At 71.1% G+C, this 14,072-nt stretch carries 14 protein-coding genes; 11 read left to right on the forward strand and 3 right to left on the reverse strand.

Going from position 1 to position 14,072, the window contains the following annotated elements:
- Positions 1–52: 52 nt before the first annotated feature.
- Complete coding sequence (gene ppk2 / locus ACIBO8_RS21075; RefSeq protein WP_396116962.1) at positions 53–937, forward strand: polyphosphate kinase 2; 885 nt, start codon at positions 53–55, stop codon at positions 935–937.
- Positions 934–1,215, forward strand: coding sequence for a hypothetical protein (locus ACIBO8_RS21080; protein ID WP_396116963.1), 282 nt, complete (start codon positions 934–936; stop codon positions 1,213–1,215). Before ppk2 (ACIBO8_RS21075) ends, ACIBO8_RS21080 begins: the two co-directional genes overlap by 4 nt.
- Here the strand turns inward: ACIBO8_RS21080 and ACIBO8_RS21085 are convergent.
- Both ACIBO8_RS21085 and ACIBO8_RS21090 read right to left on the reverse strand, forming a co-directional pair.
- Positions 1,151–3,139 (reverse strand): phage holin family protein, encoded by a 1,989-nt coding sequence (locus ACIBO8_RS21085; RefSeq protein ID WP_396116964.1) that lies wholly within the window; start codon positions 3,137–3,139, stop codon positions 1,151–1,153. The two genes, ACIBO8_RS21080 and ACIBO8_RS21085, sit on opposite strands and share 65 nt — an antisense overlap.
- On the reverse strand, positions 3,136–4,344 hold the full coding sequence (locus ACIBO8_RS21090; protein ID WP_396116965.1) for a cation:proton antiporter: 1,209 nt from the start codon (positions 4,342–4,344) through the stop codon (positions 3,136–3,138). The genes ACIBO8_RS21085 and ACIBO8_RS21090 overlap by 4 nt, the downstream gene beginning before the upstream one ends.
- A gap of 139 nt (positions 4,345–4,483) precedes the next feature.
- On the opposite strand from ACIBO8_RS21090, the gene ACIBO8_RS21095 reads away from it, so the two are divergent.
- Genes ACIBO8_RS21095 through ppk2 (ACIBO8_RS21120) form a run of 6 tightly spaced genes read left to right on the forward strand, consistent with a single transcriptional unit; the run spans position 4,484 to position 10,989 of the window.
- Complete coding sequence (locus ACIBO8_RS21095; RefSeq protein WP_396116966.1) at positions 4,484–4,945, forward strand: hypothetical protein; 462 nt, start codon at positions 4,484–4,486, stop codon at positions 4,943–4,945.
- Positions 4,946–4,997: 52 nt separating this feature from the next.
- Entirely contained in the window at positions 4,998–5,447 is a 450-nt protein-coding gene (locus tag ACIBO8_RS21100) for a hypothetical protein (RefSeq protein WP_396116967.1), read from the forward strand.
- Between the two features lie 2 nt (positions 5,448–5,449).
- Entirely contained in the window at positions 5,450–6,529 is a 1,080-nt protein-coding gene (locus tag ACIBO8_RS21105; protein WP_396116968.1) for an AI-2E family transporter, read from the forward strand.
- A gap of 3 nt (positions 6,530–6,532) precedes the next feature.
- Positions 6,533–7,393, forward strand: coding sequence for a YhjD/YihY/BrkB family envelope integrity protein (locus ACIBO8_RS21110; protein ID WP_396116969.1), 861 nt, complete (start codon positions 6,533–6,535; stop codon positions 7,391–7,393).
- Positions 7,390–10,176 (forward strand): cation-translocating P-type ATPase, encoded by a 2,787-nt coding sequence (locus ACIBO8_RS21115; protein ID WP_396116970.1) that lies wholly within the window; start codon positions 7,390–7,392, stop codon positions 10,174–10,176. Before ACIBO8_RS21110 ends, ACIBO8_RS21115 begins: the two co-directional genes overlap by 4 nt.
- 33 nt (positions 10,177–10,209) lie before the next feature.
- Positions 10,210–10,989, forward strand: coding sequence for a polyphosphate kinase 2 (gene ppk2 / locus ACIBO8_RS21120; RefSeq protein ID WP_396116971.1), 780 nt, complete (start codon positions 10,210–10,212; stop codon positions 10,987–10,989).
- A gap of 13 nt (positions 10,990–11,002) precedes the next feature.
- Here ppk2 (ACIBO8_RS21120) and ACIBO8_RS21125 read toward each other — a convergent pair whose 3' ends face one another.
- On the reverse strand, positions 11,003–11,491 hold the full coding sequence (locus ACIBO8_RS21125; protein ID WP_396116972.1) for a DUF1269 domain-containing protein: 489 nt from the start codon (positions 11,489–11,491) through the stop codon (positions 11,003–11,005).
- A gap of 210 nt (positions 11,492–11,701) precedes the next feature.
- On the opposite strand from ACIBO8_RS21125, the gene ACIBO8_RS21130 reads away from it, so the two are divergent.
- The 3 genes from ACIBO8_RS21130 to ACIBO8_RS21140 are packed head-to-tail and all read left to right on the forward strand — an operon-like array spanning position 11,702 to position 14,064.
- Positions 11,702–12,172 carry a DUF6069 family protein gene (locus ACIBO8_RS21130; protein ID WP_396116973.1) on the forward strand — a complete coding sequence of 157 codons (471 nt, stop codon included), beginning with the start codon at positions 11,702–11,704 and terminating at the stop codon, positions 12,170–12,172.
- Between the two features lie 36 nt (positions 12,173–12,208).
- Entirely contained in the window at positions 12,209–12,652 is a 444-nt protein-coding gene (locus ACIBO8_RS21135) for a hypothetical protein (RefSeq protein ID WP_396116974.1), read from the forward strand.
- Positions 12,653–12,657: 5 nt separating this feature from the next.
- On the forward strand, positions 12,658–14,064 hold the full coding sequence (locus ACIBO8_RS21140; RefSeq protein WP_396116975.1) for a hypothetical protein: 1,407 nt from the start codon (positions 12,658–12,660) through the stop codon (positions 14,062–14,064).
- Positions 14,065–14,072: the final 8 nt, after the last annotated feature.

A 14,072-nucleotide genomic window follows, 5' to 3' on the forward strand; every position in this document is an offset into this window, starting at 1 on the left:
GCCGACCACCGCTGCCCGAGGCTGAGAGTCAGCCGCTCGAAGGAGGACCACGATGCCCGCGTCTCCACCGCTGAGGCCCCCGGCAGACCTTGCCGCGGCGTACCGGGAGGCGATGCGGGAACTCGCGACGCTCCGGCGCGAACGCGCGGCACTGAGCCGGAAGCTGAAGGCGGATCACTGCCTGCGGCCGTGGCAGGTCGAGCTGCTCAAGCTCCAGCGCCACCTCGAGGCCGAAGACCTACGGATGATCGTGCTGTTCGAGGGCCGCGACGCGGCGGGCAAGGGAGGCGCCATCCGGCGCGTCACCCGCTTCATGAACGAGAAGCACTACCGTGTCGTGGCGCTGGGACGACCCACCGAGGAGCAGCGCTCCCAGTGGTACTTCCAGCGCTACGTGGCGCAGTTCCCCACCGGCGGCGAGATCGTGCTGTTCGACCGGAGCTGGTACAACCGCGCGATGGTGGAGCGGGTCTTCGGCTTCTGCAGCCGGAAGGAGTACCAGGACTTCCTGCGCGGCGTGACCGGCTTCGAGAAGGACCTGGTGCGCCAGGGCACGGTACTCGTCAAGTTGTACTTCAGCGTCACCAAGGAGGAGCAGGCCCGCCGCTTCGAACGCCGGCTGACCGACCCGCTGCGCCGGTGGAAGCTGAGCGAGATCGACATGCAGGCCCAGAACCGCTGGGACGACTTCACCAATCGAAAGTACGAGATGCTCGTGCGCACCGACACGAGGGCAGCCCCCTGGCAGATCATCCGCTCCAACGACAAGCAACGGGCCCGGCTGAACACGATCAAGGTCATCCTCGGCGCGATCGACTACAAGGAACGCGACCCGGACCTCGATTTCACCCCGGATCCGCGCATCGTGGTCCCGGGCCCGGACGAGGTCGCCATGATGCGGGCCGAGTTGAAGCGCAGCGGCAGGTTCGCGGGATGACCGCTCGGCGGGCGCGGGCGACGGAGGGAAAGATCATGCCCGAGGCGTCATATCAGGTCAGGGTCTCCGGAGAGATCCCGGCAGAGCTGCTCGCGGAACTCCGGGATCTCACCGTGAGCGTCGAACCGCCCGAGACGGTGCTGCACGGATCCCTGCCGGATCAGTCCGCCGTCGTCGGTCTCATCTCGCGCATCCACGGTCTCGGCCTGCGCCTCATCGAGGTGCGCCGGCTTCCCCCCGAGGAGGGTTCGGAGTCCCGGCCGGCCCCACCCCGCTGATCAGCCGTTCCCTCCAGCGCACCAGCTGCCGGTGTACGGCGTCAGCACCATCCAGCTCCTCGGTGACGGGCCAGGCCGCGGGATGGATGAGCATCGCCCGGCTCTGCCACCCGCCCAGGCCGCCGTGACAGCCGATCAGCTCCTCGAAGGCCGCGACCTCCTGCGTCACCGGATCCAGCAGGCTGTTCACGACGATGTCGCCCACGTGCGGCAGCGTGTCGTGGCGGCGCAGGTCGGCCGCGGCCGGCGGGCCGAACCCCGCCAGCGGGTCCTCACCCTCGACCCGGCCGCCGGTGAGGATGTGGCGCCCGGCTCGGCCCAGCACGACCGGGCCGAGCCGGCGCGACCGGACCATGATCCACCCGATACCCGCGTGGCCCACGAGCCCCGGAAGCAGCCGCGGAAACCGCTCCTCGATGTCCTCCATCGTCATCCGGCCGGGATGCCGCGCCAGATACAGCAGGGCCAGATTGCCCGAGGCCGCCACGACGATCTCCGGCACGGCACGGATTTCCTCGGCTCTCCGGCCCGTGCCGCCCACCAGCCCGGCCCGCAACGCCCGGGCCCGGCCGGCCTGCTCGTCGCCCCCGGCCGCCTCGACGGCCGGACCGGGCGTGGCGCTGAGCGAACGGACGAGCTCCTCCAGAGTGTGGCCGTACCGCTGAGCGAACGTCTCCCCCTGACTCTGCCCATGGTCGGAGAGCACCACGAACCGGTACGGGCGAGGAGCCGCCGCCGCGACTTCCTCCAATGTCGCTAGTACTCCGTCGATGCCTTCGAGCGCCGCCAGGGCTTCCGGACGCGCCGGCCCGGCGTGGTGCGCGATCTCGTCGTAGTCGACGAAGTCGCAGAAGATGGCCGGAGCACCCCGCATGACGTGCTCGGCGATGATCGAGAGATTGAGGTGCCGCAGCAGCACGTTGGTGACGCCCCGCAGCAGCACGTACGACGCCGTCCGTCGGATCCGCGGCCGCACCTGACGCAGTCGCTGCCGCCGTGCCTGATGCAGTTCCTTGACCATCTCGCCGACGGTCAGCAGGAGTGAACGGGTGAGGCCGAACGGATCGAGCAGGTACGTGCCGACGTAGCGGTCGGGACGGCCGGGCGCCCCGGACCCGACGGTGCTCATGGTCAGCAGGCTCGTCGGGGCATCGCCGGAGAAGACGTTGCTGACGCTGACACCACCGTCGGCCAACAGGCCTCGTCCGTTGCTCAGGCGGCCCTCCACCAGGGCGCTGTCCGCCGGTCGGTTGGTGACGACGAGGCGGCCCGGATCCTTCTCGTACCAGCGGAAGGCCGGCACCGCGGCGCTCGCGCCGTGCAGCAGGCCGGCCTGGCTGGCCGGGGTGGTCGCCGGCAGCTGTGCATGCCACTCCGTCAGCGTGTGACTGCCCGAGCGCAACCACCGGGCCACCGTCGGAAGGCAACCGGCGTCGATCGCCCACCGGGCCAGCGGCGCGGACAGCCCGTCGATCTGGATGAAGAGCACGCCCGGCACGTCGCTCGAGGGGGCGGCACGCCGGTGTCGGCGGTTCGCCCGGAGCAGATGCCGGGTGATCATCGCCGGCTGACCGGCCGTGACGAACCAGAGTCCGATGGTGGCCAGGGCGGCGTACAGCCAGGACGCCCAGAACGCTGCCCGGAAGCCGGCGACGTGCAGACCCGGTACCAGGGACAGGGCGAGATAGACGATCAGCGCGTGGCCCAGCAGCCAGCCGCCGAGGACGCCGGCCCAGCCCATGCGGGCGAGCAACGTCGCTGCCGCCGGGCGCAGAACGGCGCCGAGCAACCCCAGCACGGCCGCGGCGAGCAGGACGGCCCACCCGCTCGCAGCCGAGATTCCCGGCAGGACGCCGATCGTGATGCCCAGCGCCGCCCAGCCGAGCAGGACCACCGCGACGATCGGCGTTCTCCGCTCACTCATACCGCTCGCCGGGCCTCGTGGTCCGAGCGGATGTGTGCCCCGTACCGGACGGCCCACGGACCGGCGGTCACGCCGTGCAGCACCACGCTGAGCAGGACCGTCAGAACAATGACGGCGACGGCCGGGCCGGCGCGCTCACCCAGCCGTTCCACGGCCAGCAACGCGAAGACGACGGAGGCCAGCCCGCGCGGACCGAACCACCCGACGAACAGGACGGTACGGGTCCCGAGGTGGGCGCCGACGAGGCTCAGGGCGACGGGGATCATGCGTACCGCCGTCAGGCTCAGCACGGCGTAGAGCAGAAGTGCACCGTCGATCCGGCCGTACAGCAGCGGCACGGCGACCGCACCGAAGAGCAGCCAGACCAGCAGTGAGGCCAGCCCGGCGGACTGCTCGACGTAGAAGACCTCGCGCGGACCGCCCCGGCCGGCGACGTGCCCGAAAGCGAGGCCCCCGGCGAAGGCGGCGACGAATCCGTTGCCGTGCAGGGCCAATGATGCCGCGTAGGCCACCAGTGCCAGGGCCAGGACCGCGGGGCCGGCGAAGCTGTCGGCCGCCCAGCGGCGCCGGGCTGCCACCCGCAGCAGGGCTCCCCCGCCCGCGCCGATGCCCACGCCGATCAGCGCGCCGCCCACCAGCTGCAGGGCGGCCGCGCCCACGTTCGCCCCGGCATGACCGGGTGACGACGCGGCCCCGGCCAGCGCCACCATCACGACCGGCGTGACGATGCCGTCGTTCAACCCGCTCTCCACGTTCAGAAGGCGCCGGACCCGGGCGGGTACCGCGGGATGGGTGATCACGACCGCACCCAGGGCAGCGTCCGTCGGCGCGAGGGCGGCGCCGATCAGCAACGCCAGCCACGGCGTCGAGAAGCCGAGGATCGCCCAGGCGCCGACGGCTCCGCCCACCACGGTCAGGGGCAGGGCCAGGCCGAGGAGCCGGCCGTACACGGCGGCGTCCCCGCGCAGCTCGCGTAAGCCGACCCGGGCCGCATCGGAGAACAGCACCCAGACGAGCGTCGCCTCGGTCAGCACGGTGACGCCGGCCGCGTCGGCGTGCGCACCGAAGTCCGAGACGCCGGCCAGCAGGGCACCGACGCCGACGAAGGCGATCGGGGCGGTGAGGTCGGCGCGTTCCAGCCTCGCCGAGAACGCTCCCCAGGCGAACACGGCGGCCGCGATCAATGCCAGGGCGCTCGAGGTCACGCCCCATCTCAACGCGTGGCACGGACCGGTGGATCGTCCCGGGCGAATGGTCGGCCGACGCCCATCTCACCCGCGGCGGATGGCGCGAAGGCCCGGCCCGCCGGGCAACCATGCGAACGACAGCCGAAGGGAGGCTCCCGTGCTCACGTCGCTGATGATTGCGGCCTTCCTCGGCGTGGTGATCGCCGCCGACATCGCGGCGTACCGCAGCCGGCGACGCTTCGTCCGGTTCGAGGACGCCTTCCGGTGCCGGATCCGCACCTGCGGATACCCGTCGGCCATCTGGCCCCGGCTCGGACGGCGGTGGTCGCGACCGATGTGGGCGGCATGGGTGGACGACGTGCTGGTGGTCCGGCGCGGACCGGTGGTCAGCCGCATCATCCCCGTACGGGCCGCGGTGTCGGCCGGCGTGTACACCTTGCCCGCCTACGACGTCAGGCGATGCGGAGCGCAGCCGATCGCCGTCTGCCTGCTGGTGTGGGACGGCTCGCGGATGGAGGTGGCCGCGGACGGCGGGTCACGGCTGGCCCTCGTGGGGCCGTATCTGACGGCGGCGGTCAAGGACCTGCCGCAGGCGCCGGCGCCACGGCGCCGGACATGACGTCCGGTCGAGCGGCCGGACGACCGAAGGAAACCAGAGAGGTGGCATCGTCATGTCGGACACCCAGGAGAAGCGCGGCTACACCGCTGACGGTCCGTACGAGACGCCGACCCGGGCGCGCAGCGGGTGGACCGGGTTCGTCGTCTTCGGCGGCATCATGCTGGTGATGCTGGGCAGCTTCCAGGCCATCGAGGGATTCGTCGCCCTCTTCAAGGAGGATCAATATCTGGTCACCCGCAACGGCCTGACCCTCACCATGGACTACACGTCCTGGGGGTGGACCCACCTGTTCCTGGGTCTCGCCGCCATCGCCATCGGCATCGGCGTCCTGCTCGGCCAGATGTGGGCCCGTGTGCTGGGCATCGTGGTGGCCGTGCTCAGCGCCCTGGCGAACATCGCCTTCCTGCCGGCCTACCCGATCTGGTGCGTCATCGTCATCGCGACCGACATCCTGGTCATCTACGCGCTCGCGGTGCACGGCGACGAGGTCCAGGGACCCTGAGGGTGAGCCGCCCGTCCGGCGGCGTGAGCAACGGCGGCTCCGCCCTGCCTCGCGGAGTCATCGTGCTGCTGGGCCTGGCGAGCGTCGTGGTGTCGGTGGCCGGCCTGCGCTCGGTCTCCGACATCCTCGGCCCGGTCGTTCTCGCCCTCATGCTCACCGTCACCGCCAGCCCGCTGAGCACCTGGCTGCGCGGCCGGGGGGCGCCGGCCTGGGCGGCGGCCGCAGCCCTCATCGCGACGGTGTACCTCGTGCTGAGCGCGCTGAGCGTCGCCCTCGTGCTGTCGGTGACCCGCCTGGTCGACCTGATGCCGCAGTACCAGAGCCAGTTCGCGGAGTTGCGCGGCGCCGCCATCCGGTCGCTCGAGGCCATGGGAGTCGACGGGCAACGGGTGCAGGACCTCACCGGCCAGATCGGACCCGGCGGCGTCGCGGAACTGGTGCTGACCACGCTCGGCGGGGTTCTCGGGCTGCTCTCCAACGGCGTCTTCCTGCTCGCCGTGCTGCTCTTCCTGTGCCTCGACGCCGTCCACTTCCCCGTCCGGCTCGCGACCGCGGCGACGCAACGCCCCGAGGTGATCGGCGCACTGCGCTCCTTCGCCCAGGGAACCCGGCGGTACCTGCTGGTCTCGACGATCTTCGGACTGATCGTCGCGGTCATCGACACGCTGGTGCTGTGGGCGCTCGACATCCCGCTTCCCCTGCTGTGGGGACTGCTCTCCTTCATCACCAACTACATCCCCAACATCGGCTTCGTGGTGGGCCTGGTGCCGCCGGCCCTGCTCGCTCTCCTGGAGGGCGGCCCACCGCGGATGGCCGCGGTCATCGGGCTGTACTGCGTGGTCAACTTCGTGATCCAGTCGGTGATCCAGCCGAAGATCGTCGGCGATGCCGTCGGACTGTCGGCCACCACCTCGTTCCTGTCCCTGATCTTCTGGTCGTGGGTCCTCGGTCCTCTCGGCGCCCTCCTGGCGATCCCTCTGAGCTTGCTGGCCAAGGGCCTGCTCGTGGACATCGACCCGGCGACGCGCTGGATCGGCGCCCTGATCTCCGCGGACGGCGCACGCGGCGGACCGTCGAGGTGACCTGTGCGGCGCACACCGGATCCCCGCATCCTGCCGGCCCGGATCGCCACGGAGTTCGCCCGGGTGCAGATCTTCGACCGGTCGATGACGCTGGCGGCGCAGGCGTTCACGTCCGTCTTTCCGGTCCTGATTCTGCTCGGCGCGGTGCTCGGACCGAGCCGGACCAGTCATATCTCGGACCTCGCGCACGTACCGGAGTCCTCCCGGCGCGTCATCGACGAGGCACTCAGCCACCAGGGCATCGGTGCCTTCGGGGTGCTCGGCAGTCTGGTCGTGCTGTTGTCCTCCACCGGGCTCGCCCGGGCACTCGCCCGCGCCTACGGAGCCGTGTGGTCGGTGCCCCGCACGCCCACCGGTCCGAGGGCTGCCTGGCGATGGTTCGCCACGGTTCTGTTGCTGGCGCTGTTCGCCGTCGGTACGCGCATGCTCGGCCGGCTCACCGCCGGAATGCCTCTGGCCGCCGTGTGGTCGGCCGTCCTCCTCCTGCTGGCGGACTGCACGCTCGCGGTCCTCCTGCCGCTCCTGTTGCTCGCACACACCCTGCCGGTCCGGTCGGCGCTGCCCGGCGGCCTCGCCTTCGGTCTGATGATGCTCGCGGTCCGGCCCGTCGGCGCCCGGTACCTTCCGTGGGCGCTGCGTACCAGCGAGGAGCGTTACGGTGCCATCGGCGTCGCCTTCACCTACATCGGCTGGCTGTACATCCTGGCGTTCTGCCTGCTGCTGGCGGCGGTAGTGGGACACGCGATCGAGCAGGAGCGGCGAAACCATCCCCTCCGGGTGAGGGACCTGCGCGGGGACAGCCGCGAAGGTGGAGCCCGAGCCGAGCGGGAACCTCCGGCCGGCATCGGAGGGGGCACGCCATGACCGACGAGATCGGCACCATCGAGCAGACGAAGCCCGGCGCCTCCGACGGCCGCCGTCCGTGGTACGCCCAGACGGCCAGGGCCACCGTGGCGGCGCTGGAGACCGACCCCGACCGCGGGCTGGCTCCCCGCGACGCAGCGGCCCGGCTCTGCCGGTACGGACCGAACCGCCTGGCCGCCGAGAAGCCTCCGTCGGCGTGGGCGGTGGCGATGCAGCAGCTCCGCGATCCGATGAACATCATGCTCGTGGCCGTGGTCGTCGTCAGCATCCTGATCGGCGAGTTCTCGACCTCGATCATCGTGGGCCTGCTCATCCTGCTCAACGTGGTCCTCGGTGCGCGGCAGGAACTCAAGGCACGGGCGAGTGTGGACGCCCTGTCCAAGATGCAGGTGCCACAGGCGAGGCTCGTCCGCGACAGCGAGCCCACGCTGGTGCCCGCCACGGAAGTGGTTCCCGGCGACATCGCCCGTGTCGAGGCAGGTGACCTGGTTCCCGCGGACGGCCGCATTCTGCACTCAGCCACCCTCGAGGTGCAGGAAGCGGCGCTCACGGGCGAGAGCGTGCCCGTAGCCAAGGAAGCCCGCGCGCTGCCCGCCGGTGACGTCGCCATCGGCGACCGGTCGAACATGCTTTTCCAGAACACGTCGGTGACCAGGGGTACGGCCACGATGGTCGTCACCGCGACCGGCATGCGGACCGAGATGGGGCAGATCGCGACGATGCTGAGCGCGGTGCACCGCACCCGGTCGCCGCTGCAGCGTGAGCTCGACTCGCTGACCAAGGTCCTCGGCATCGTCGCCTGGACGGCGGTCGCGTTCATCGTGGTGGTGGGCTGGGCGCGCGGTATGTCCCTCGACCAGCTCCTGCTGCTGGGCACCGCCATGGCGATCTCGGCCATCCCGACCGGCCTGCCCGCGTTCGTGGCGGGGCTGCTCTCGTACGGCGCCAAGGGCCTCGCGGAGGCGAAGGCCATCGTCAAGAACCTCACCGACGTCGAGACGCTCGGTGCCACCAGTGCCATCAACACCGACAAGACCGGCACGCTGACGATGAACGAGATGATGGTTTCGCAGCTCTACGCCGGCGGCGCCTGGTACGCCGTCGAGGGCGAGGGCTACCGCAAGACCGGAGCCGTCACCTCCGCGGCGGGAACGCCGGTGCCCGAGTTCACCCGGCTGGCCCTCGGCCTGGCGCTGGACAGCGACGCGACGGTCGGCGACGACGGCAGCGTGGTCGGCGACCCGACGGAGGCGGCGCTCGTGGTGCTCGCCGCGAAGCTGGGTGTGGACGCCGGCGAGACGCGGCGCGCCTATCCGCGCCTGGCCGAGGTGCCGTTCGATTCGGACTACAAGTTCATGGCGACCTTCCACCGGTACCCGGTATCCGGGACCGACCGCGTCATCGAGCTGGTCAAAGGCGCGCCGGACGTGGTCCTGGCGCGGTGCAGCCGGGCCGGCGGCCCGTTGAGCGGCTCCCAGACGCCGATCGGCGAGGCCTACGCCGACATCACCGCCGCCAACCAGCGGATGGCTGGGAAGGGTCTCCGCGTCCTCGCTTTCGCGGCCCGGATCGTCGGTGCCTCCGAGGAGACCGCGCTCACCACGGATCCCATGTCCTTGACCCGGGACCTCGGCTTCGTCGGCATGGTGGGAATCATCGACCCGCTGCGTGCCGAGGCCGCAGGTGCCGTCCGGACCGCGCTGCGCGCCGGCATCGACGTCCGCATGATCACCGGGGACCACGCCGTGACGGCCCAGGCCATCGGCGAGACGCTCGGACTCGGGCCGGGCGCGATCAGCGGCAAGGAGCTGGCGGAGCTGACCGACGAGGAGCTGGCGCGGCTGCTGCCCCAGCTGCACGTCTTCGGCCGGGTCTCGCCCCAGGACAAGCTGCGCCTGGCGCGGCTGATGCAGGAGCAGGGCCTGATCGTCGCGATGACCGGCGACGCCGTCAACGACGCCGCGGCGCTCAAGCAGGCGGACATCGGGGTGGCGATGGGCAGCGGGAGCGAGGTCACCAAGCAGGCGGCGCGGCTGATCCTCACCGACGACAACTTCGGGACCCTGGTGCACGCCGTGGAAATCGGCCGCCGCGTCTACGACAAGATCGTCGCGTACGTCCGCTACCAGATGACCCAGCTGCTGTCCCTGGTCATGCTCTTCGTGGCCGCCACCGCCTTCGACATCAACCACGGCGTGGCCCTGACTCCCTCGATGGTGCTCTACCTGTTCTTCTGCGCCACCGCCGTCGGCGTCGTCATCATCGCCGTGGACCCGGGCGACTCCGAGGTCATGCGCCGGCCACCGCGCGATCCCCGGTTACCGATCACCAACCGGACAGCCGTGCTGACGTGGCTGCTCTACGCGGCGGTCCTCTTCCTCGCCGCGCTCACGCCGCTGGTCGCCGGCCCGGACACGCCCCGCACCGACGCGCCGAGCGCCGCCATGACGATGACGTTCGTGGTGATGGGTCTCGGCACGGTGGGCAACGCGCTGGTGAACCGCCGCGATCCCGCCGCCGGTCTGCTCCCCCCGGTGCTGAAGGCGGCAGCCATCGGACTGATCCCCGTCGGGCTGGTGGTGGCCGCGACCCGGATCGACTTCCTGCAACGGAGCCTGCTGACCCAGGCGCTGACCGGTGGGCAGTGGCTGATCTGCTTCCTGCTCGCCTCGGCGCTGCCGCTGGTCGTCGAGGTCGTCAAGGCGATCCGGCGCAGCCGTGCACCGGAGGTGATCCTCGACGCCCGGAGCGCGGTCACGCCCGCGCGAGCCCGTCGCGACTGACCGGACCATCCGCGGACACGCAAGGAGGACACCATGACTCAGCGGATGAAGAACAAGCAGTACCAGCGGGAGTTGCGCCGCCTGGACGGCGAACTGGTCGCCCTGCAGGAGTGGGTGAAGGGTACGGGCGCCAAGGTCTGCATCGTGTTCGAGGGCCGCGACACCGCCGGCAAGGGCGGCACGATCAAGGCGATCACCGAACGGGTCAGTCCGCGGGTCTTCCGGGTCGTGGCACTGCCCGCCCCGACCGAGCGTGAGCGATCCCAGATGTACCTGCAGCGGTACCTGCCGCACCTGCCCGGCGCCGGCGACGTGGTGATCTTCGACCGCAGCTGGTACAACCGCGCGGGCGTGGAACGGGTCATGGGCTTCTGCACCGAACGGCAGACCCACGACTTCCTCGAGGCGGTCCCCGGAGTGGAGCGGGCCATCGTCGACTCCGGGGTCATCCTGCTCAAATACTGGCTGGAAGTCAGTGCGGACGAGCAGACGCGGCGCCTCGAGAGCCGCATCAACGACCCGCGCAAGGTCTGGAAGCTCTCGGACCTCGACCTCCGCTCGTACGGCCGCTGGTACGACTACTCCCGCGCCCGCGACGCCATGTTCCGCGCCACGGACACCGCCTGGGCCCCGTGGTACGTGGCGAACACCGACGACAAGAAGCGCGGCCGCCTCAACGTCATCAGTCATCTGCTCAGCAGCATCCCCTACCGGCCGCTGAAGCCGCTCGACGTGACGCTGCCGAAACGTCAGAAGCCGAACGGCTACCGTGAGGCCGAGCTGTCCGTCCGGCACGTACCGACGCCGTTCTGACGCCGGACCGGGCTCACTCGCCGCCGAACGTCTCGAACAGGACGCCGCGCTCGGCATCGGTGAGGTTGGTGGCGATCAGCTTGCTCCGCATGCCGCGGAACCGCTCGCCCAGGCGGTCGAGGTCGCCCTGGTCCGTGACGGCGAACAGGGCCGACGTGCCGGCCGTCACCTCGGCGCGGATCCTCGCCAGCTCCTCCTTGCCGATCCCGGCGTCCTCGGTCGCCTTGCCGAGGGCGCCGAGCGCCGCACCGGCCAGGCCACCGACCAGCGGCACGAAGAACAGCGTGCCGATGAGCAGGCCGAAGATCGCGCCCCAGCCCGCGCCCTGCCAGACGCCCTCGTGCCCGTGGGTGGTGCTGGGGTGCGAGGCGCCGGCCGGCCACCGCACGATCGCATGGTCCTCGACCTTGACCAGGCCGTCCGCCTCGGCGTTCGTGAGGATCCGCGCGGCATGGTCCGCGCCGTCCGGGTCGTCGAACTTCCACACGGTGAAGGTTGTCATCGCTCGCTCCCGACATCGGTCCGCCCCGGTCCGCCTCCTGCGTGCGCCGGCGTCGCAGCCATGGTGTCCCGGCCGCGGCATCCTGACCCTCATCCCTGACGAGGTATTTCCCCGGGTTCACCCCGCCCGGATGAGGCACTGCGGCCCGCCCGCCGACGACGCTCGGCCCACGAGCGGCCACGGTAGCCGCGGGTGCCGAGGAGGAACGCCATGACGGCGATGTACCAGTCCACGAGTCCGTCACCGCGGCCGGCGCTCAACGCCGGCCGGTTGTGGGCCGGCGGAGCGGCGACCGCGGTCGTGGCCGCGCTCATCGCGATAGTCGGGGTCCTGGTGGGTCGCGGGCTCTTCCATGTGGACGTTCTCGCGCCCAAGGGCGCCGGCGTGTGGGGTGACGCCAGCACCGGCTGGTACGCGCTGGGCGCCGCACTGCTCAGCCTGGTGGCCACCGGGGTGATGCACCTGCTGCTCCTGTTCACCCCTCGGCCCATGCTCTTCTTCGGCTGGGTCATGACGCTGGCGACCGTGGTGGCGATGCTGGCGCCCTTCGTCACCGACCAGGACCTGGGCTCCCGGTTGTTCACCGCGGGCCTCAACTTCATCCTCGGGGTGGCCATCGGCTCGCTGGTCGCCGGTTCCGCGCACACGGCCGTCCGTCCCGCGCCGCGGCCGTACCGCTGAGATCCCTTGCCGCCTACCGGAAGGAACTGACCCGTCATGACCGAGAGCGAGCAAGCACCCGCGCCCGCCGAGCCCGAGGTGGCCACCGCGTGGCTCGGCTGGGTGGTGTTCATCGGCATCCTGCTCTGCGGCGCCGGCCTGATCAACGCCGTCCAGGGGCTCGTCGCGGGGTTCGACGAGAACTTCTACCGCTCGTCGGCCTCGGGCCTGGCGATCGACGTCAACTACGCCGTCTGGGGATGGGCGCTCCTGGTCCTCGGCGCGGTGCTGGTGGCCGCCGGCGGCGGGGTCGTGCTCGGATACCGATGGGCGCGTGTCGTCGGCGTGGTCGTGGCCGCCGTCAACGCGCTGGTGAACCTCGGATTCGTCACGGCCTATCCGGCCTGGACCATCCTCGCGGTCTGCTTCGACGTGTCAGCGATCTACGCGCTGATCGTCCACGGCGGCGAGGCGAAGACGCTGCGGATCACGCGGAGATGACGGGCATGAACGTGGAGTCGGACACCCCTCGCCCGGAAGCCATGCCCGCCGACGAGCTTGCTCGGCTGCGCGCCGAGGTGACACTCCTGCATGCACAGCTCGACACCCGGCGCCGCCGCGCCTCCGGGGTGCGCACCCTGCGCCGCGCCACGGCCGCCGTGCTCGTCGCTCTCACCGCCTTCGCCATGGTCGCCAGCGTGGTCGGAGTATGGGCGGCCACCACCGTGCTGAATACTGATCGATGGGTGGCGACCGTGGCGCCGCTGCCCCAGAATCCCCAGGTCGCCGCGGCGGTCGCCGAGTACGCCACGACGCAGGTGTTCGCGGCCGTCGACGTGGAGCAGCGGGTGCGTACCGTCCTTCCCCAGCAGGCCGCGTTCCTCGCCGGACCGGTGGCCGGCCAGCTGCGCGGCGCCGTACGGACGACCGTGACGAACGTGCTGCAGAGCGATCGCTTCGCCGGCATCTGGGTGGAGCTGAACCGCCGTGCGCACCAGCGCGCCCTCGCCATCATCGACGGCACCAGCACCGTCGTGATCGGCCGCCAGGATCGCGTCGACATCGACCTGCTGCCGCTGATCAACCAGGTGCTCCGGCAGCTCGGCAACCAGATGCCGACGCTGTTCGGCAAGCAGATCTCCCTGCCCGACCTCGACAGCGGCGCCATCCCGGACAACCTGCGGGCCCGGGTGCAGGATGCACTCGGGATCACCCTGCCGGAGAACTTCGCCCAGTTCACGATCTACGACTCGGGCCAGCTATGGGCCGCTCAGCAGGCCGTAGCGGCGGCCAAGCGCGATCTTGTCCTCGGCGTGATCGGCACGGTCGTCCTGCTGTGCCTTGCACTTGTCGTCTCTCCGGAGCGCCGGCGCACGCTGCTGCAGCTCGGTCTGTGGCTGGTCGTCGCCGCGGTGACGGTGACCGCGGCGCTGCGTGCCGTACGGGTCCAATTGCTCGACGAAGTGCCCGCAGGGGTCTACCGCGACGGCGTCGCCGCGGCCTTCACGAGTGTCTTCGGGTTGCTGCGCGTCCGGGGCGTACAGATCATGGTGGTCGGAGCGGTCCTGGCCGTGGCGATGTACCTGATCGGGCCGGGCCGGGCACCGACCTGGCTCCGCCGGCAGACCGTCGCCGGGATACGCGCCGCCGGTCGCGGAGCCCGTGCCGGCGGCCGCGTCCTCGTTTCGCGCGGCCCCGGCTGGGCCGCGGCTCACCTGGACGCTCTCCGCGTCGGCGGCATCGTGGTGGCCGCGGTACTCGCGTTGCTGTGGTCGTCGTGGACCTCCCTGCTCGTGATCGCGCTGCTGCTGGCGGCCTACGAGGTGCTCGTCACCGTCGCCGCCCACGCGCGTCCCCCGGGCCCGCGAACCCCCGGACCCGGCCCCGAGCTCGCCGCCACCGGCGCCCACTGACGGGGGTT

The sequence above is a fragment of the Actinoplanes sp. NPDC049681 genome (assembly GCF_044465265.1).
Classification (GTDB): domain Bacteria; phylum Actinomycetota; class Actinomycetes; order Mycobacteriales; family Micromonosporaceae; genus Actinoplanes.

Bases quoted from the DNA above. Each gene is read 5' to 3' on its own strand.
- ppk2 (WP_396116971.1), top strand. From the start codon at position 10,210: ATGACTCAGCGGATGAAGAACAAGCAGTACCAGCGGGAGTTGCGCCGC.
- ACIBO8_RS21085 (WP_396116964.1), bottom strand. From the start codon at position 3,139: ATGAGTGAGCGGAGAACGCCGATCGTCGCGGTGGTCCTGCTCGGCTGG.
- ppk2 (WP_396116962.1), top strand. From the start codon at position 53: ATGCCCGCGTCTCCACCGCTGAGGCCCCCGGCAGACCTTGCCGCGGCG.
- ACIBO8_RS21080 (WP_396116963.1), top strand. From the start codon at position 934: ATGACCGCTCGGCGGGCGCGGGCGACGGAGGGAAAGATCATGCCCGAG.
- ACIBO8_RS21140 (WP_396116975.1), top strand. From the start codon at position 12,658: ATGAACGTGGAGTCGGACACCCCTCGCCCGGAAGCCATGCCCGCCGAC.
- ACIBO8_RS21135 (WP_396116974.1), top strand. From the start codon at position 12,209: ATGACCGAGAGCGAGCAAGCACCCGCGCCCGCCGAGCCCGAGGTGGCC.
- ACIBO8_RS21130 (WP_396116973.1), top strand. From the start codon at position 11,702: ATGACGGCGATGTACCAGTCCACGAGTCCGTCACCGCGGCCGGCGCTC.
- ACIBO8_RS21115 (WP_396116970.1), top strand. From the start codon at position 7,390: ATGACCGACGAGATCGGCACCATCGAGCAGACGAAGCCCGGCGCCTCC.
- ACIBO8_RS21100 (WP_396116967.1), top strand. From the start codon at position 4,998: ATGTCGGACACCCAGGAGAAGCGCGGCTACACCGCTGACGGTCCGTAC.
- ACIBO8_RS21125 (WP_396116972.1), bottom strand. From the start codon at position 11,491: ATGACAACCTTCACCGTGTGGAAGTTCGACGACCCGGACGGCGCGGAC.